18 protein-coding genes are annotated in these 17,770 nt (G+C 73.0%); 10 read left to right on the top strand and 8 right to left on the bottom strand.

The window, feature by feature from the left end; all coding sequences use genetic code 11:
- The first annotated feature begins 149 nt into the window (after positions 1–149).
- The gene (locus tag J3P36_RS01180) at positions 150–725 is read left to right on the top strand and encodes an HhH-GPD-type base excision DNA repair protein (RefSeq protein WP_210505435.1); all 576 of its coding nucleotides are present in this window, start codon (positions 150–152) and stop codon (positions 723–725) included.
- A 36-nt stretch (positions 726–761) separates the two neighbouring features.
- Here J3P36_RS01180 and J3P36_RS01175 read toward each other — a convergent pair whose 3' ends face one another.
- The 3 genes from J3P36_RS01175 to J3P36_RS01165 all read right to left on the bottom strand — a co-directional run bounded on the left by J3P36_RS01175 (position 762) and on the right by J3P36_RS01165 (position 3,963).
- On the bottom strand, positions 762–2,087 hold the full coding sequence (locus tag J3P36_RS01175; protein WP_210505434.1) for an APC family permease: 1,326 nt from the start codon (positions 2,085–2,087) through the stop codon (positions 762–764).
- A gap of 231 nt (positions 2,088–2,318) precedes the next feature.
- Positions 2,319–2,798 (bottom strand): N-acetyltransferase, encoded by a 480-nt coding sequence (locus tag J3P36_RS01170; RefSeq protein WP_210505433.1) that lies wholly within the window; start codon positions 2,796–2,798, stop codon positions 2,319–2,321.
- Between the two features lie 82 nt (positions 2,799–2,880).
- Entirely contained in the window at positions 2,881–3,963 is a 1,083-nt protein-coding gene (locus J3P36_RS01165; protein WP_210505432.1) for a hypothetical protein, read from the bottom strand.
- 224 nt (positions 3,964–4,187) lie between these two features.
- Here J3P36_RS01165 and J3P36_RS01160 point away from each other — a divergent pair, with 224 nt between their 5' ends.
- Positions 4,188–4,949: an HNH endonuclease family protein gene (locus tag J3P36_RS01160; protein WP_210505431.1), complete on the top strand. Its 762-nt coding sequence runs from the start codon at positions 4,188–4,190 to the stop codon at positions 4,947–4,949.
- A gap of 57 nt (positions 4,950–5,006) precedes the next feature.
- Here J3P36_RS01160 and J3P36_RS01155 read toward each other — a convergent pair whose 3' ends face one another.
- Entirely contained in the window at positions 5,007–5,987 is a 981-nt protein-coding gene (locus J3P36_RS01155; RefSeq protein ID WP_246854107.1) for a DUF429 domain-containing protein, read from the bottom strand.
- A 64-nt stretch (positions 5,988–6,051) separates the two neighbouring features.
- Here J3P36_RS01155 and J3P36_RS01150 point away from each other — a divergent pair, with 64 nt between their 5' ends.
- The 4 genes from J3P36_RS01150 to J3P36_RS01135 all read left to right on the top strand — a co-directional run bounded on the left by J3P36_RS01150 (position 6,052) and on the right by J3P36_RS01135 (position 10,367).
- Positions 6,052–6,309 carry a glutaredoxin domain-containing protein gene (locus J3P36_RS01150; RefSeq protein ID WP_210505430.1) on the top strand — a complete coding sequence of 86 codons (258 nt, stop codon included), beginning with the start codon at positions 6,052–6,054 and terminating at the stop codon, positions 6,307–6,309.
- Positions 6,310–6,325: 16 nt separating this feature from the next.
- A complete protein-coding gene (locus J3P36_RS01145; RefSeq protein ID WP_210505429.1) occupies positions 6,326–7,018 on the top strand; it encodes an NAD(P)H-hydrate epimerase in 693 nt (230 codons plus the stop codon).
- A 169-nt stretch (positions 7,019–7,187) separates the two neighbouring features.
- The gene (locus J3P36_RS01140; RefSeq protein WP_210505428.1) at positions 7,188–7,937 is read left to right on the top strand and encodes a peptidoglycan-binding protein; all 750 of its coding nucleotides are present in this window, start codon (positions 7,188–7,190) and stop codon (positions 7,935–7,937) included.
- Positions 7,938–7,940: 3 nt separating this feature from the next.
- Positions 7,941–10,367, top strand: a complete 2,427-nt coding sequence (locus tag J3P36_RS01135) for a hypothetical protein (RefSeq protein ID WP_210505427.1) — start codon at positions 7,941–7,943, stop codon at positions 10,365–10,367.
- Between the two features lie 44 nt (positions 10,368–10,411).
- Here the strand turns inward: J3P36_RS01135 and J3P36_RS01130 are convergent, their stop codons facing one another.
- From J3P36_RS01130 to J3P36_RS01115, 4 genes are all read right to left on the bottom strand, one after another.
- Positions 10,412–10,981 (bottom strand): YdeI family protein, encoded by a 570-nt coding sequence (locus tag J3P36_RS01130; protein ID WP_210505426.1) that lies wholly within the window; start codon positions 10,979–10,981, stop codon positions 10,412–10,414.
- Between the two features lie 49 nt (positions 10,982–11,030).
- A complete protein-coding gene (locus tag J3P36_RS01125; RefSeq protein WP_210505425.1) occupies positions 11,031–11,996 on the bottom strand; it encodes an epimerase in 966 nt (321 codons plus the stop codon).
- 67 nt (positions 11,997–12,063) lie between these two features.
- On the bottom strand, positions 12,064–13,521 hold the full coding sequence (locus J3P36_RS01120) for an aminotransferase class I/II-fold pyridoxal phosphate-dependent enzyme (protein WP_210505424.1): 1,458 nt from the start codon (positions 13,519–13,521) through the stop codon (positions 12,064–12,066).
- 81 nt (positions 13,522–13,602) lie between these two features.
- Positions 13,603–14,724: a glutamate--cysteine ligase gene (locus J3P36_RS01115; protein WP_210505423.1), complete on the bottom strand. Its 1,122-nt coding sequence runs from the start codon at positions 14,722–14,724 to the stop codon at positions 13,603–13,605.
- Between the two features lie 99 nt (positions 14,725–14,823).
- Here J3P36_RS01115 and J3P36_RS01110 point away from each other — a divergent pair, with 99 nt between their 5' ends.
- The 4 genes from J3P36_RS01110 to J3P36_RS01095 all read left to right on the top strand — a co-directional run bounded on the left by J3P36_RS01110 (position 14,824) and on the right by J3P36_RS01095 (position 17,677).
- Positions 14,824–15,123, top strand: a complete 300-nt coding sequence (locus J3P36_RS01110) for a hypothetical protein (RefSeq protein WP_210505422.1) — start codon at positions 14,824–14,826, stop codon at positions 15,121–15,123.
- Positions 15,124–15,136: 13 nt separating this feature from the next.
- The gene (locus tag J3P36_RS01105; protein ID WP_210505421.1) at positions 15,137–15,838 is read left to right on the top strand and encodes a nucleoside/nucleotide kinase family protein; all 702 of its coding nucleotides are present in this window, start codon (positions 15,137–15,139) and stop codon (positions 15,836–15,838) included.
- 62 nt (positions 15,839–15,900) lie between these two features.
- Positions 15,901–16,881, top strand: coding sequence for a cation diffusion facilitator family transporter (locus J3P36_RS01100; protein ID WP_210505420.1), 981 nt, complete (start codon positions 15,901–15,903; stop codon positions 16,879–16,881).
- Positions 16,882–16,900: 19 nt separating this feature from the next.
- Positions 16,901–17,677 (top strand): isocitrate lyase/phosphoenolpyruvate mutase family protein, encoded by a 777-nt coding sequence (locus J3P36_RS01095; protein ID WP_210505419.1) that lies wholly within the window; start codon positions 16,901–16,903, stop codon positions 17,675–17,677.
- The last annotated feature ends 93 nt before the right edge of the window (positions 17,678–17,770 follow it).

The following is a 17,770-nucleotide window of genomic DNA, read 5'->3' as shown; positions in this document are numbered from 1 at the left end:
GCAGAGGCCGCCGGCCCGGGTCCTGACCGACGTCGCTGGCGGCGGACCTCATCCACCATCCGCGGTGGGCAGGGCAGTCGGTAGGGACCAAAGTCCGTGCCGCTGGGCGCGCCCGTGCCGGCCGGTGCCTCGCCTGGCAGGATGAGCGCATGGCCGCAACCCTGCACATCACCGGCGACGACGACGCCGATCGGCTGCTCTCGACGGATCCGCTCGCGCTGCTGATCGGCATGCTGCTCGACCAGCAGGTGGCGATGGAGACGGCGTTCGCGGGCCCGCTGAAGATCCGGGAACGGCTCGGCCGCCTCGATGCGGCGGGCATCGCCGAGGAGAGCGTGGAGCGGCTCACCGAGGTGTTCAGGACCCCGCCGGCCGTGCACCGGTATCCCGGATCGATGGCCGGCCGCACCCGCGAGCTGTGCGCCGCGATCGCGGAGCAGTGGGACGGCGACGCCGCCGCCATCTGGACTCGCGGCGAGCCGGACGGCGGGGAGATCCTCCGCCGCCTGAAGGCCCTCCCCGGCTTCGGCGACCAGAAGGCGCGAATCTTCGTCGCGCTGCTCGGCAAGCAGTACGGGGTTCAGGCAGCCGGCTGGCGCGAGGCCGCCGGCGCCTACGGCGAGGAGGGCGGCTACCGCTCGGTCGCCGACATCGTCGACGCCGACTCCCTCACCCGCGTTCGCGAGACGAAGCGCGCGGCGAAGGCGGCCGCCAAGAAGGGCTGATCCCGCCCATCCATCCGGTCCCGATCACCGAAGGCCCTACTCCCGGTCGAGCTTCGCCCTCGCGAACTTCGTGACGTAGTACAGAACCACGCCCACCGCGAGGAGGATCGCGCCGAACAGCCACACCTGCCAGCTCTGCTGGGTGAGCAGCAGGATGCAGGACAGGATCGCGAGCACCGGGATCGGCGTCCAGACGCGGAAGTGCTTGTGCTCGACCTTCTGCTTCCGCAGCACGAGCACCGAGACGTTCGCGCTGAGGAACACGAACAGCAGCAGCAGGACGACGGTCTCGGCGAGCGTCGACAGGTCGCCGAGGAGCGCGAGGACCATCGCGACGATCGTGGTGGCGAGGATCGCGACCCACGGCGTCCGACGGCGGGGGAGCACTCTGCCGAGGACGCTCGGAAGAAGACCCTGCTCGGCCATCCCGAACGCGAGCCGGCTCGACATGATCATCGTGAGGAGGGCGCCGTTCGCGACGGCGACGAGTGCGATGAGGCTGAAGACGAAGTCCGGGATGGGCACGCCGGTCGCGCGGACGACGTCGAGCAGTGGTCCGCTCGAGCCGGAGAGCTCGTCCGCCGGCAACGCGATGGAGCTGGCGAGGCCGACGAGCAGGTAGACGACGCCGGCGGTGAGCAGCGCGCCGAACAGCGCACGCGGGAAGACGCGGGACGGGTCGCGCACCTCCTCGGCGACGTTGGCGGAGGTCTCGAAGCCGACGAACGAGTAGTAGGCGATGATCGCAGCGCCGAGGGTCGCGATCCACGGGTTGGCGTCGGCCGGGAACTGGCCGACGCGCGAGACGTCGCCGCCGCCTCCGCCGAGCATGGCCGCGACGGCGACGATGACGATGACGAGGCCGCTCAGCTCGATGATCGTCATCACCATGTTGCTGCGCAGCGACTCGGTGATGCCGCGAGCGTTGAGGGCGGCGATCAGGGCGAGGAACACGATCGCGACCGGGATCGGGGGCAGGTCGACGAAGGTGGCGAAGTAGTCGCCGGCGAACGCGAGCGACAGGCCGGCCGCCGACACGAGCCCGGCCGCGAGCATGCAGAAGCCGACGAGGAACGAGACGAGCGGCTTCCGGAAGGCCCGCTCGGCGAACACCGCCGCCCCGCCGGCCTTCGGATACTTGGTCACGAGCTCGGCGTAGGAGCCGGCGGTCAGCAGTGCGAGCAGCAGGGCGACGACGAGCGGTGCCCAGATCGCCCCGCCCGCCTCCTCGGCGAGGACGCCGGTGAGCGCGTAGACGCCGGCGCCGAGGACGTCGCCGAGGATGAAGAGGTAGAGCAGCGGACCCGTGATGCCCTGCTTGAGCTTCGTCGAGGGCTGATCGCTGGCGGTGTCCGCGGTCATGCTGCGCTTCCCGGGAGGGGGTCGGACCTTCCCACCCTCAGGCAAGCACGCGAGCGGACGCCGGAGGCAGGGGTTGCACGGGGAGGGCGTCAGACGGCATGGCGTGGGCGCGCTCCCATCGCCTACTGCCTCATGCCGGCATGCACCAAATCGGCGGTCGCATGGCCCACTTCTGCGGAAGCAGGGCTGCCAGCGCCCGGATCTCCTTGATCTGTTACTTCGGAGCGGGTGTCAGATGGGCGGGAGCAGCCGTTTCCGCATCTGCACCGAGTGCACCTCGTAGCCGAGGGAGTCGTACAGGTTGCGCGCGTCGGTGTTGTAGCCGAACACGTTGAGGCCGAGCGTCGTGCCGCCGAGGCGGCGGACCTCGTCCTCGCCGAGCTGGAGGGCGGCCCGGGCGTAGCCGCGCCGCCGGTGCTCCTCGTCAATCTCGATGTCGTACACCCACCACGACTTGCCGTCGGGATTCTGCGGATGCGGGCCGATCCACAGCGCGCCGACCCGGACGCCGTCCGCGACGACATCCCAGACGAAGTGGCCCTCCAGCGGCCGGCTGTCGGGGAAGTAGGTGAGCATCGAGCGCTCGGCGTGCGCCCGCGCCCACTCGGGGCTGTCGCCCGCGGCCTCGCGCGACGCGGAGTAGTTCTCGAGGGACTCGGCGAGCCACTCCTCGAGGCGGTCGTCCGGCATCGGCGTCAGTTCCACGGCCACCGCTTCACCCTCGCACTCGCTCGCGCCGGACGGAACAGGGATGCGCCTGTGAACCTCGGTGTGTAAGGGTGTCGCCGCCCGCTCACCGCCTGGCGTGCGCCTCCACCACCGCGCGGTGCAGGTCGAGCAGCGGCGCGGTGCGCTCGGCCGGCCCCCGCCCGAACCCGCACTCGGTGGCGACGCCGAAGCGGGGGAGCACGGAGGCGGCGGCCGCGATCCGACGCTCGGCGCCCTCGACGCCGTCCTCGTGGTGCACGAGGCCGAGGTAGACCTCCGTCTCGGCGGGAACCTCGACGCCCTTGAGGGGAGCGAAGTACGCGGCGTCGTCGCGCTCGATCGGCACCGGGAGGTGCACGAAGTCGATGCGCCGCGGCGCCGCGGCGAGGAGGCCGCGGAGGAACGCGGCGAGGTTGCCGGCGTCGGCAGGCTGGACGAAGTGCTGCTCCTCGACGTCGCCGTAACAGAGGTGGTAGCCGAGCTGCACGTCCTCCGGCACCCGCGAGGCCTGCCGCGCGGCACGCTCGACGACGCCGTCGAGCACCGGCGTGAACCAGGGCGTCAGCGAGTGGATGCGGATCTTGGCGCTCTCGATCAGCGCGAACTCGACGGCGGTGTCCCACTGGATCGCGAGGTCCTCGTGCGAGATGCCGTCGAGGATGCGGTCCAGCTCGGCGAACAGCGCCCTCTCGTAGACGGGCTCGACGGCGGCGCGGTCCTCGGCGACGACGAACGCGCCGACGACGGCCGCAGGGGTGGGCAGCGACACCTGGAACCGGGTGTCGCCGGGAATGGCGCCCTCGTCGCGGAGCCGGCGGAAGACGCCGTAGGAGTCGAGGGCGGCGGTGGCGTAGCCGAGGTCGGGAAAGGCGAGCTCGTCGGCGGGCACGCCGCCGTCGAGCGCGAACGGCCGCTGGTCGAAGGTGTCGCGGATCTTGAAGCCCGTCTCCCCGACCCGGGCGAGCCCCGGGGTCGCGTCGAAGCGGAAGGTCTGGAACTGGATCCAGTAGAACCGCTCGCCCACCTCGCCGTCCGGGATGCGGCGCAGTTGACCGCCCAGGTGGTCGCCGGCGGCCCGGAGGACGGACTCGGCATCGGGCAGGTTGACGCTGCCGACGAGGTGGGCGCCGAGGATCTCGGGCGTCGTGGTGGGGGCGGGAACGGACATCTCGACTCCTTGGGTGCGGGAGTCGGCGCGCGACTCCTCCGGTGGGAATCGCAGGCGTGTTCCGGATGGAACGCGAGGCTTCGCGGGGCGCGCTGCGTGGCCTCGACCCTGCCACCGCGCGCAGGGTGGGCCAAGGGTGTGCGAAACGCGGCGTCACGTTGGGGAGGAAGGACACGCGATGCGGGTCCGCCGATCGCGGCGGCGCCCCGCCTAGCGTGGCCGGGATGGGGCGGGGGAGACGGCGGCGGTCGGGGCCGGCGATCGGTGTGCTGGTCGCGCTCGTCCTCGCCGGGGCGGCAGCCCTGGGCTTCCTCAATGCCCCGTCCGGAGCGACCGCCACCGGGCCAACGCCGGGCGTGCTCTCGCCCGTGCCGTCTGCACCTCAGCCGGTCGGAACTGAGTCGCCTGCCTCGGCGTCCCCGGCCGCCGACCTGCTCGCGACCATCCCGATCAAGGGCCGGGCGCCGAAGACCGGCTACGACCGCGAGGAGGACTTCGGCAGCGGGTGGCTCGACATCGACCGGAACGGCTGCGACACCCGCAACGACATCCTGCAGCGCGACCTCGAGGGCGAGGTGCTCTCGGGGCCGTGCAAGGTGCTCACCGGCACCCTGCACGACCCCTACACGGGCGCGACCATCGAGTTCGTCCGCGGAAACACGACGAGCACGCTCGTGCAGATCGATCACGTGGTGGCGCTCATGGACGCCTGGCAGAAGGGCGCCCAGCAGCTCACCCAGGAGCAGCGGATCGCGTTCGCGAACGATCCGCTCAACCTGCTCGCCGTCGACGGCCCGACGAACAGCAGCAAGGGCGACGGTGACGCCGCGACCTGGCTGCCCCCGAGCCGCTCCGTCCGCTGCGCCTACGTCGCCCGGCAGGTGGCGGTGAAGGCGGAGTACGGCCTCTGGATGACGCAGGCCGAGCACGATGCGATCGCAGCGATCCTGACCACGTGCCCCGGGGAGCCCGTGCCCACGGGTTAGCCGGAGGCATGTGCGAAGGCGACGACTGCCGGCCCTGGTCACCCCTACCGGCCCCGGTCAGCGCGGCGCGAGACGGTCCAGCTCGTCCCGGAGATCGGCGAGGTGCGGCCTGGTGCGCTCGTCGGCCTCCGGCAGGCGCCGCAGCTCGCGCAGGGCGAGTTCCAGCACCCCGACGATCGAGCCGCGACCGGCCTCGGTCGCTCGCGGCCGGCTGGACCTGCCCCGGCCCGCTCGCTGCTCCTCGCGGGCAGGCGCGACGATCGTGGCGCGCCGCCCCTCCGAGTCCGGCGCGTCGTCGCGGCCGAGCACCTGGGTGCGCGCTTCGCCGTGCACGTGCCAGATCGCGGCCGTCCAGGCGCAGAGGACCGCGTCGAGGAGATCCTCGCGGTGCTTGTGCTCGGAGGCGACGGCGGTCGACGGCTCTTCGAGCAGCCGGCTGGTGAGCGGGTGCGAGCCGAGATCGACCGGCGGCTCCGCGTCGCGGAGCAGCCCGACCCTGCGGATCAGCTCGTCCATCGCCACCGCACGGCGCGCCCGCCCCTCGGGCGCCGGCAGCGACGCGTTCAGCCGCTTGTACCGCGGTCGCTCGTCGTCGTAGCCGAGCTCGACCATGCCGACGAGGGTCGTGTACGGGTAGCATTCGAAGAACGAGCGGTCCTCCGGCGACGCGGGGACAGTGCCGTCCGTGTACCGGAACCCGGCTGCCTCGAGCCGCTCGCGCAGGCGTACGCCGCCGAGCCACCCGAGGCCGGCGTTGCTCGCGTTGGCCGCCACCCTCCAGCGGCCGTAGCGGCTTCCGACCTCCTTCTCGCAGGTGCGCATGCCGGTGGCGTTCGGCACGACCAGGGGTGCGTCCACCGCGATGACGGCGCCGGGCTCCGCGGTGGCAGTCAGCCAGTCCGCGACGGCGTCGATGCCGCGCAGCCATCCCGCCTCGCGGATGACGCCGCGCCCGTCGAGCACCGCGAACCCGCTCTCCTTGGCCGCCCGCTGTGCGGACCCCTCGCCCCACGCCAGATCCACCCCGATGTACTGCATCGGGCTCACCGTAGCGACCGGCCGGCGGGAATGACGCACGCCGCTCCTTGGTTGACTAGTAGCAATGAGTGCGAATACTGCTTTCGACAAGGTCACCATGTTCGGCGCCGACTGGTGCGGCGACTGCCGCCGGTCCAAGCGGCTGCTTGACGGACTCGGCGTCGACTACGACTATGTGGACACCGTGGCCGTCGAGGATGCGGCCGACCGCGCGCGGGCGATCAGCGGGCGCATGAACATCCCGGTCATCGTCTTCCCGGACGGCTCCCACCTCGTCGAGCCCAGCGACCCCGAGCTGCGAGAGAAGCTCGCCGCCGTCTGATCCGAGGGAGGCGCCGATGGCCGCCGGATACTCCGCAGAGCAGATCCGGGCCGCCGAGGCGCCCCACCTCGCCAACCACGAGCCGCTGATGGCTCGCGCCGCGGCGGGGCTCGCAGCTGAGACCCGCAAAGTTCTCGCCGAGCGCCGCCGCGACGGCCTGCAGCGGTCCGCGCGGCCCTGCGTGCTCGTTCTGGCCGGGCCCGGCAACAACGGGGGAGACGCCCTCTTCGCCGCCGCCGAGCTCTCGGCCAAGGGCGCCGACGTCCTCGTGCTGCCGGTGCTCGACCGCACGCACGAGGACGGCATGGCGGCCGCGGTGCGCGCCGGCGCCCGCGTGGTGTCGACGGACGAGGCGGTCGACTCGGCCGCACACGCCGACGTGATCCTCGACGGCATCCTCGGCATCGGCTCCTCCGGCGCCCTGCGCGGCGCCGCGCGGAACGTGGTCCGCGGGCTGCTGCCGCTGCTCGCCGGCCCGGAGGCCGCGACCGTCGTCGCGGTCGACATCCCGAGTGGAGTCGGCGCCGACGACGGCAGCGTCGCGGATCACGTCGTGCTGCCCGCCGACGTCACCGTCACTTTCGGCGGCATCAAGGCGGGTCTGCTGCTCGCGCCCGGCAAGGACCTCGCCGGGAAGGTGCGCCTCATCGAGATCGGGATCGAGCGGCAGCTCGCCAAGCTCCAGCCGGTCGAGCGCACCGAAGCCTGACCCGGCCCGCGTCAGACGGTCCAGTCCCTTCTCTTCGTCAGCGGACGAGGAGCGATCTCCCAGCTACTGCCAAACATCGACGCTGTCGCGCAACCCCTCTCGCCGGTGAGCGCTCCTCAATAGCGTGGACACGGCAGATGCGGCATACGGCATCGGAAAGGGAGATCACATGAACGAGAAGGAATTTCCCCCGCTCTCGCAGGACGAGCTCGCGGCCGAGACGGTCACGGCGCTCCCCGACAAGGAGGTCGCGTCGATCCTCGACCTCAACGCCGACCTCAACCTGGATCTCGACGTGGCGGCCCCCATCGACCTCGCCGTCGCGGCCAACGCGAACGTCGCCGCGCCCATCGATGCTGCGGTCGGCGCGAACATCCTCTCCGACGGCTCGACGGCGCAGGCGCTCTCGGACCAGGGGGTGATGATCGACCAGGGCATCAACGCCGAGGCCACCGCCACTGCAGCCCAGGACAGCGGCATCGATCAGGACTCGACGACCGATGCCGGGGCCGCCCCAGGCACCGAGGACGCCGGCACCGCCGACGCGGCCGGCGCCCTCCCCGACGGCACGCTTCCGGACGGCACCCTGCCGGACGGCACGCTTCCGGACGGCACCCTCCCCGACGGCACCCTGCCCGATGTGGGCGGCACGGTCGACGACGTCACGTCGGCCCTCGACGGCGGCCTGCTCAACGTCGACGTGAACCTCGACGCGGCCGCCGGCATCGCGGCGCCGATCAACGGCGCGGTCGCCGCCAACGCCAACGTCGCGGCGCCCATCGACGCCGCGGTCGCGGCGAACATCGGCTCCGTCGGCAGCGAGGCGACCGCGATCGCCCAGCAGGATGCGATCATCAGCCAGCAGATCGACGGGGCGGCCACCGCCACCGCCGACCAGCAGTCGGACCTGCAGCAGTAGCGGATGAGCATCGGCACCGGTGGGCCGTCGCCGGTCGGCGGCCCACCGGCCCCCGCTGATCCCTCCTCCGACGCCTGGGTCCCGGCCCGGGCGGAGGGTGTGCAGCTGCTCGGAGCGCTCGACGGGTCCGGCTACCGGACGCCGCCCGCGCTCGTCCGACGGGCGGACGGCCAGGTCCTGCAGCTGACCCCACTGCTGTACGCGCTCCTCGACGCGGTCGACGGCGAGCGCACGGTGGCGGACATCGCCGGCGCGGTCAGCGGCGCCCTGCAGCGGTCGGTCGCGCCGTCGGACGTCCGGCAGCTGATCGGCTCGCAGCTCCTCCCGCTCGGCCTGCTGCGGCGACCCGACGGCGGCGAGCCGGAGCTGAAGCGGTCGGACCCGCTGCTGCGCATGCGCCTTCGGGTCACCGTCACGGATCCCGAGCGGACCCGCCGCCTCACCGCGCCGTTCGCCCGGCTCTTCACCCCCTTCATCGCCGTGCCGGTGCTGCTCGCGTTCGCGGCGGTGTGCTGGTGGGTGCTGTTCGAGCGGGGCCTCGCCGCCGCGACGCGCCAGGCGTTCGACCGTCCCGGGCTCCTCCTGCTCGTCTTCGTCCTCACGCTGCTGTCGGCCGGGTTGCACGAGTTCGGGCACGCCGCCGCCGCCACTCGAGGGGGAGCGGCACCCGGCGCCATGGGAGCGGGCCTCTACCTCGTGTGGCCCGCGTTCTACACCGACGTCACCGACTCCTATCGGCTCGGCCGCTGGGGCCGCATCCGGACCGACCTCGGTGGGCTCTACTTCAACGCGATCGTCGCCGTGCTCATCGGCCTGGTGTGGCTCCTCACGCGCGACGACGCACTCCTGCTCGTCGTCGCGAGCCAGGTGCTCCTGATGGTCCGGCAGCTGGCGCCCGTGGTCCGCTTCGACGGCTACCACGTGCTCGCCGACACGACGGGGGTGCCGGACCTCTTCCAGCGCATCGGACCCACCCTTCGCGGACTGCTGCCGTGGCGCTGGAAGGACCCGGAGAACCGGGTGCTCAAGCCGGGCGCGCGCGCGGTCATCACGCTGTGGGTGCTCCTCGTCGTCCCGCTGCTGCTGCTCAGCGCGGTCCTCCTCGTCCTGGCCTTCCCGCGGATCGTCGGCACGGCGCTCGCGAGCCTCGGCGAGCAGTCCGGGATGCTCTCGGCCGCCGCGGACGCGGGGGATGCCGGCGGCATGGCCGTGCGGATCCTCGCCATGCTCGCGATCGCCGTCCCGGTCGCCGGGATGGGCTACCTCCTGATCCGGATGGTCCGGCAGCTGGCGCTGTCCGCCTGGCGGCGGACCTCCGGGCGCCCGGTCCGCCGCGGGATCGCCGCCCTCGTCGCCGCCGCCGTGGTCGCCGCTCTCGCCGTGGCGTGGTGGCCGGCCCCCGGCACCTATCGGCCGGTGCAGGCGTACGAGGACGGGACCGTCACCTCCGCCGTCCGCGCGCTCGCGCCGGGACAGCATCAGACGGCCGTGATGGCCGCCGGGGATACGGGCCGGCAGGTCGTCCTATGGCCCGAGGACGGCCCGCTGCCGACCGCCGACGACCCGGCGATGTCGGTGATGCTGCTGCCTCGCACGGACGGCGAAGGCCGCGGCGCAGGCGCAGGGGCCGCGACCGACGCGCCGGCGCCGGCCTGGGTCTTCCCGTTCGACCGGCCGAGCGCGCCCAAGGAGGGGGACAGCCAGGCGCTCGCCGTCAACACCGAGGACGGGACCATCGTGTACGACGTGGCGTTCGCTCTGGTCTGGGTCGAAGACGACATCGTCGACACGACGAACGAGGCCTTCGCGTTCGCCAGCTGCGACGGCTGCGCCGCAGTCGCTGTCGGCTTCCAGGTCGTCCTCGTGGTCGGCCAGGCCGATGTCGCCGTCCCGCAGAACCTCGCCGCCGCGGTCAACTACAACTGCATCGACTGCGTCAGCTACGCGCTCGCCCAGCAGCTGGTGCTGACCCTCGACGGCCCGCTCAGTGACGCGACGCTCGCGGAGCTGCAGGCGCTCTGGCAGGAGCTCGCCGAGTTCGGCGCGCACATCGCCGACGTGCCGCTCTCCGAGCTCGAGGCGCGGCTGACCGAGTTCAAGGCGCGCATCGCGGAGGTGATCGCGAAGGACCCCGCCGCCGTGCCCGCGCCCGCGACCGGGGCGCCGGCGACCGGGGGCGGCACTCCCTCACCGGCCCCGGACCCCTCCTCGTCACCGGACGGCTCGAGCGACCCGGATCCGGACGGAGCGGGTGGGACGGAAGGGCCAGAGCCCGAGGCGCCGTCCGATCCCGAGCCGTCGACCCAGCCGTCCTCCCCGCCCGCCGAGGAGGGCCCGGCGCCCGCACCGGAGCCCGCGCCGTCCACGCCTGTCACGCCCTCCGAGCCGGCGGCAGAGGCGACGCCCGCCCCGACGGCCGCGACCGGCTGACCCTGGCCGGTCCCGGCGCCGCCGGCGGAGGCCGCCGGCGCGGGTCAGTACAGCTTCTCGCCACGCGCCAGCATGTCGACGAACTGCGCGATCCGCCGCGCACGCGTCTCCGGCCGCTTGGCGTCCTGCACCCGATACAGGATCGCGAACCGGTTGGTGCTGTTCAGTCGGGCGAAGCTCTCCGCGGCGCGGGGGTCCGCATCCAGCGCCTCCTGCAGATCGGGCGGCACCACCGCGTTGCGGGGGCCGTCGTACGCGCGGTCCCAGCGGCCGTCCGCCCGCGCCGCCTCCACCTGAGCGAGCCCGCTCGGCTGCATCCCGCCCTGCTCGATGAGCCGCTCGGCGAACTCGACGTTCCGCTTCGACCACACGCTCCGCGGCCGCCGCGGCCCGAACCCCTGCAGCCAGTGGCGCTCGTCCTGCGGGCGCTTCTGCCCGTCGATCCAGCCCCAGGCGAGCGCCACCTGCAGCGCCTCGTCGTAGGTGACGGACGGGATGCCGCTGCCCTTCTTCGCGATCCGCAGCCAGATGCCGGGGGAGGAGTCGTGGTGCGCCGCGACCCAGTCCTCGAAGGCGCGCGCGTCCGCGAACTCGAGCGTCTCCCGATCGACCACCGCCGCACCTCCTCGCCTCCGCAGTATGGACCCAGCCGCCGACGCCGGATCAGCGGCGGCGGCGCTCCGCGACGATCGCCCGCACGGTCGGCTCGAGATCCGGTCGGCGGAACCGGTACCCGGCCGCGAGCAGGCGCTTCGGCACCACCCACCGGCTCTTGAGGATCAGCTCCGACTCGGTGCGGATGCCGATCGCGCCGAGCTCGAGCATCCACCGGAACAGCGGGATGCCGACCGGCATGCCGACCGCGCGGCGCAGGATGCGCATCAGCGTCCGGTTGTCGGACGGGTTGGGCGACGCGACGTTGAGCGGCCCCTCCAGCTCGGGATGATCGCGCACGAAGCGGATGATGCCGAGCACGTCCTCGAGGGCCACCCAGCTGAAGCGCTGGCGGCCGCCGCGGGACCGGAAGCGGTGGTAGGTGCCCGCTGCGAGACGCGCACGGGTGGCGGGCCACCGGCCGTCGAGCTGGGAGCCGCCGAGACCGAGCCGGGTCAGGCCGAGCAGGGGGATCATCGAGCTGCCGTCGCCGAGCACGATCGCGAGCCGCAGCGCCACCCGCCGCGTGGCGGGGAGGTCGCCGGCGAAGAACGCCTCCTCCCAGGCGGTCGCGACGCTCACCGAGAAGCCGTCACCGATCTCGCCCGCCGACTCCGTCATGGGCCGGTCCTCGGCGTGCCGGTAGACGGTGGCCGTGGACGAGTTGATCCACAGCGGCGGGGGAGCCGTGCAGGCGGCGACCGCGGCGGCGAGGGCGCGAGTGGTCTCGACGCGGGAGCGCAGGATCTCGGCGCGGTTGCGGGCGCTGTACCGGCAGTCGACGCTCTTGCCGGCGAGGTTCACGAGCAGGTCGGCCCCGTCGAGGACGCGGCGAATCGCGTCCGGATCGCCCCACGTCGCGTCGGCGCCGCGGCGGCCGATGGTGGCGACGGATGCGCCCTCGGCGCGGAACGCGTCGGTCAGATAGCGGCCGAGGAAGCCGGACGCACCGGCGAGGACGATCCGATCGGGCACCTACGCACTCTATTGACCGCGGACACTGACCCCCGTCACCCGGCGCCGGTGCGACGGACGGCCGCCGCTACCTCTCCTTGCGGACGCGGATCGTCTCCAGTGTGGGATCGGTGACGTCGGGCACGTTCATGCCCAGCTTCAATCCGCTGCGGAGGTACTCGAGCACCCTCTCGTTGAGACGCTCGCCGGGGATGAAGGCGGGCGTCCCGGGCGGGTAGGGCGTGGCCATCTCGCCGGCGATCCGGCCCACGGCCTCGTCGGCGGGCACCATCTCGCACTCGCCGAAGAAGGCGTCGCGGGGGAGGTCCGCCTGCTCCAGCTCGAGCTCGCCCGGCTCGGGGAGGATGATCTGCGGCGGCCGCTCGAACGACTCGGCGTGCGCGGCCAGGTCCTTCAGCCCCTCGAGGAGGCGGTGCACGGTGTCCTCGTCGTCGGACTGGGAGATGTCGGCGCCGATCCGGCGGTGGTCGGAGAGCCCCATGTCGATGTGGTGGTTCTCGCGCAGCCAGTCGGTCGCCTGGTAGCCGGTGATGCCGAGCCTCTGCAGGTCGATGACGAGCCGGAGCTCGTCGAGCTCGTGCGCCTCGGCGAGGAACTCGTCGCGCAGCACGTGCAGCCCCTCGATCTGCTCGATGTCGGAGTGCACCTTCCGCGCCAGCTCGAGCGCCGCGCCGAGCACCTCCCTGCCGTCGAGCGCCATGTGCCGGCGCCACCCGTCGATCGCGGCGTAGATGAGGGTGTTCGGGCTCGTCGTCATGAGCAGGTCCGCGCACGCCGAGAGGTGGGCGGGGTCGATGAGGTCGCCCTGCAGGTGGAAGACGCTGCCCTGCTCGAAGCCGAGGCCCATCTTGTGCACGCTGACGACGCAGATGTCGGCGCCGGCATCCATCGCCCACGTCGGCAGGTCCTCGTGGAACGGCAGGTGAGCGCCCCACGCCTCGTCGACGATGACCGGCTTGCCGCGCTTGTGGCAGAGGTCGACGATCGCTCGCAGGTCGGCCGACGTGCCGTAGTGGGAGGGGCTGACCACCAGGCAGGCGGCCGCGTCCGGGTTATTCTCCCAGGCCTTCTCCACCTGCGCGGGCGACACCGGATGCGTGAGGTGCTGCTCGCCGTCCCACCGCGGCGGGATCCAGGCGGGCTGCATCCCCGAGAAGATGAGCCCCGCGGCGACCGACTTGTGGGCGTCCCGGCTCATGAGGATGGAGCCGCTGTGCCCGGCGACCGAGAGCATCGCCGCCTTCACCGACAGCGAGCTGCCCGCCGTCGTGAACATGCACTGCTCGGCGCCGACGGCGTCGGCCATCAGCTCCTGAGCCTTGGTGAGGTAGCCGTTCGACGAGGACCGGTCGTCGAGGCCGGAGGTCGCCACGACGTCGTCGCGGAACGGGTCCTTGCCCATCACCGCGAGCGTGTGCTCGTCCACTCCGCGCCCCTGGCGGTGGGCGGGCGGGGTGAAGCCGTACCGGTTCTTCGCGTGGTAGTCGGCGAGTGCGGTGAGCAGCGGTGCCAGGGTCTGGTCCATGTGACCGTCCTCTCGATCGGATGCCTGCACGGGCATGGGTTGACGGCGCGCGGAAGGACCCCGGGGTGGTCCCGGCCGGGGTCAGGCCTGGAGCAGGTGAGGGCCGGGGCAGCCGGTCGCGATCGCGTCGGCGACCACGTCCGCGAGGCGCCGGGAGCGCGCGAAGACGGCCCGCTGCCGCTCGGCGCCCGTGCCGTGGTCGAGCACGTCGGCGGCGAGCGCCGCCACCTCGTCGGCTTCGCCCAGCTCGCGCAGCACCGGCGCGACGTGCTCGAGCAGGGCGGCCACCACATCCGCCGCCGGCCGGGCACGGCCGGTGAGCGGGTTCACGAGGTCGCCGCGCACTCCCGCGAGGGCCGCCTGCCAGGACGCCACCCGCAGGGTGGGCGCCGCGGCCGGCACCGGCGGCACCCCGGCGCGCCACTCCCGTGCCGCCGTCTCGACGAGGGCGCGCGTGAGTGCCGCGATCAGCGTCGCGTGCTCGGGGGTGAGGCACACGTCGGCGATCCGCACCTCGACCGTCGGATGCGAGCGCGACAGCCGGGCGTCGAAGTAGATCATCTTCGAGTCGAGCAGTGCTCCTGTCGCGGCCATCTCGGCCTCGAGCCGCGCGTAGTTCTCCGCCGTGCCGAACAGCTCCGTGGGGCCCGCCGTCGGCCAGCGCAGCCAGGCCGCGTAGCGGTAGCTCGCGTGCCCCGTGTCCTCGCCCTGCCAGAAGGGGGAGTTGGCGGAGAGCGCGAGCAGCACGGGCACCCAGGCGCGGATGCGGTCGAGCACGGCGACTCCCTCGGAGTCGTCCTTGACGGCGACGTGGACGTGCATGCCGCAGGTGAGGCTGTTGCGGGTCGTCATCCCGTAGCGGCGGCGCATCTGCAGGTAGCGCAGCTTCGGCATGAGGTGCGGCTGGACGAGGAGCGGGGAGGTGGCGAGCGGCACCGCGCGTGCCCCCGCCGTCTGCGCCGTCGCGTCGGCGAACGCGCGTCCCGCGCGGATGGCTTCCGCCAGCTCGCCGAGCTCCCGCTGCGGCGTTGTGCAGACCTCGATCATCTCCTGCTGCAGCTCGCCGGTCATCTGCTGCTCGTCGGGGAGAGCTCCGGAGCGCGGCGCCCGATGCTCGTCGAGCACCTTGCGGGCGACCGGCACGGGGGCGCCCGTCGACTCGTCGATGAGCAGGAGCTCCTCTTCCACGCCGAAGGTACGCATGTGGTCAGTATGGGGAGCAGGCCTTCCGGGCGGAGGGTCCTTGACGAGAGGCGAAAGTGCGGATACGCCCCCGCACGAGGGCGCGGGTAGCGTGACGGCATGCCCTCGTACCGTGTCCTGGTGACCGTCGGGCGCCTGCTGCCCGGAGCGCGTCCCGAGGAGGTGCTGCCCGCGACGGCGGAGGCGGCCGCCGAGCTCACGACCGTCGAGGCCTCGAGCGTCTCCCTCTCCCGCGGTGTGCCGCAGGCGGTCGTCCGCTTCACCGCGGAGGACGACGAGGTGGCCCGGCAGATCGGCGCCTGGGCGGTCGCGGCCGCCGAGCGCCGGGCCCAGGTGGAAGACGCACGCCTCGCCCGCAGGTCCGGCTCCGCCTGGCGCACCGTGCCGTGGACCGGCTGAGCGGCCGAATAGCATGGCGGCCGTGATCGCTCCCGCCGCCCGCGCCCTGCTCGACCGCGTCCGGACTCTCGCCGGCGGCGGCGAGCGCGTGCTGCTCGGCATCACCGGAGCCCCGGCGGCCGGCAAGTCGACCCTCGCGGAGTGGCTCGTCGAGGCCCTCGACGCCGAAGGGGTGGCGTCCGCCTGGGTGCCGATGGACGGCTTCCACCTCGCCGACGCCGCGCTCGACCGGCTCGGCCGCCGCCACAGGAAGGGCGCGCTCGACACCTTCGACGGCCACGGCTACCTCGCGCTGCTGCGGCGCCTGCGCGCGGAGACGAGCAACACCGTCTACGCGCCCGCGTTCGAGCGCGACCTCGAGCAGCCGATCGCGAACAGCATCCCGGTGGCCCCGGACGCCCGCGTCGTCATCACCGAGGGCAACTACCTGCTCGCCGACCCCGAGCCGTGGCCGGAGGTGCGGCGCGAGCTCACGGAGGTGTGGTTCACCGAGGTGGACCAGACCCTGCGCCGGGAGCGCCTGGTGGCCCGGCACATCCGCTTCGGGAAGGCACCGGATGCGGCCGTTGTCTGGGCGGACACGGTCGACGAGCCGAACGCCCGTCTCATCGCGGCGACCCGCGGGAGGGCGGACCTCGTCGTCGACTTCGACGCCCTCGAGCTGGAACCGGGCCCCGTCGGCCCCCCGAACGCGCTGCAGACTCAGCCCGAGTAGCCGCCCCCTTCCGCGCACGCCAGCCCCTCACCGACGCGCGGCCCCGGTGCCAGGATGGGCCGGTGGCCCGATCCCGTCCCCGCGACCCCGGAGGCACGGAGCCCGCGGAGCAGGAGCCGCAGAGCGAGTCGGCCGTCACCGTGCTCGTCGCGCTGGTGGCGAACGGGCTGATCGCCGCCGCGAAGACGGTGGCCGCGATGCTCACCGGCTCCGCGTCGATGGTGGCGGAGTCGGCGCATTCGTGGGCCGACACCGGCAACGAGGTGTTCCTCTTCCTCGCGACCCGTCGCGCGAGCCGGAAGCCGGACGAGAGCCATCCGCTCGGCTACGGCCGGGACGCCTACGTCTGGTCCATGATCGCGGCGTTCGGCCTCTTCGCGGTCGGCGCCGCCGTCTCGATCATGCACGGCGTCCAGGAGCTGCTCGACCCGGAGCCGAGTGAGGGATTCGTCGTCGCGTACGTCGTGCTCGCGATCTCGTTCGTGCTCGAGGGCGTCTCCTTCGCGCAGGCGTTCCGGCAGGCGCGGCGCGAGGCGGCGGAGCGGGAGAAGGACCTCTTCTCCTTCGTCCTGCACACCTCCGACCCGACCGTCCGCGCCGTCTTCTTCGAGGACGCGGCGGCGCTGACGGGCATCGTCATCGCGTTCCTCGGCATCCTCGGCCACCAGCTCACCGGCTCGCCCGTCCCGGACGCGGTCGGCTCGATCCTCGTCGGGGTGCTGCTCGGGGTGGTCGCGATCGTGCTCATCCAGCGCAACCGCCGCTTCCTCGTCGGCGAGGAGGTCGACCCGGTCATCCGGTCGGCGGCGCTGACCACCCTGCTCTCGCGGCCCGCCATCTCGGCGGTCACCTACCTGCACATCGAATACGCCGGCCCCTCCCGCGTGTTCCTCGTCGCGGCGGTCGACCTCACCGGCGACGACAGCGAGCACGACGCAGCTGTGCGGCTCGGCGAGCTGCAGCGCGACATCGAGCGGAACCCTCGCGTCGTGCGGGCTGTGCTCACCCTCGCCGCCCCGGAGCACGCGCCCCTCACGCCCTGAGCCGGTCTAGCGTGACGGCATGGACATCACCGACCGCGGTCGCCGCCTCATCGAGCTGCACACCGCCCCCGAGATCCTCAGCGTCGTCAACGTCTGGGACGCCGTCTCCGCCCGCGTGATCGCCGACCTGCCCGGCACCACCGCGCTCGCGACGGCCAGCCACTCGATCGCGGCGACGTTCGGCTATCCGGACGGTGAGCAGATACCGCTCGACCTGCATCTCGGAATGATCGAGCGCATCGTGCACGCTGCCGGCGACCTCCCCGTGAGCGCCGATCTCGAGGCCGGCTACGGCGACGCGGGGGAGACGATCCGCCGGGCGATCGGCGTCGGCGTGGTGGGGGCGAACCTCGAGGACCGGCTCGCCCCGCTCGCCGAGTCGGTGGCCGCGGTCGAGGCGGCGGTGCGGGCGGCCGAGGCGGAGAGCGTGCCGTTCGCGCTCAACGCCCGCACCGACACGTTCCTGAAGCCGGGCGACCGCCCGACGGGGGAGGTGCTCGCGGACGCGATCGAGCGCGGCACCGCCTACCTCGGCGCGGGAGCCACCACCTTCTTCGTGCCCGGCCGCCTCACCGACGAGGAGGTGGAGGAGCTGGTCGCGGCCCTCGGCGAGCAGCGCATCAGCGTGATCGGCGTGCCGGGCGCCCAGTCGTCGACCCGGTTCCAGGACCTCGGCGTCGCCCGCATCTCCTACGGCCCGTGGAGCCAGCGCGTCGCCCTCACGGCCCTCCAGGACACGGCGGCCGCGCTCTACGCGGGGGAGGGCATCCCCGCCACCACGCGCGTCCTCAACTGACCGCGCGGGCGTGGGGGTGACGCGGGTCCTGCGGACAAGTCGCGACGGTCTACCGGTGCAACTTGTCCGCACGACCCGCGACGAGACTCGTAC

It is taken from the genome of Naasia sp. SYSU D00057, assembly GCF_017916505.1.
In the GTDB taxonomy this organism is placed as follows: domain Bacteria; phylum Actinomycetota; class Actinomycetes; order Actinomycetales; family Microbacteriaceae; genus Naasia.
The sequence above is the reverse complement of the archived record's forward strand: the minus strand, read 5'-3'. Positions and strand labels throughout refer to the sequence as shown.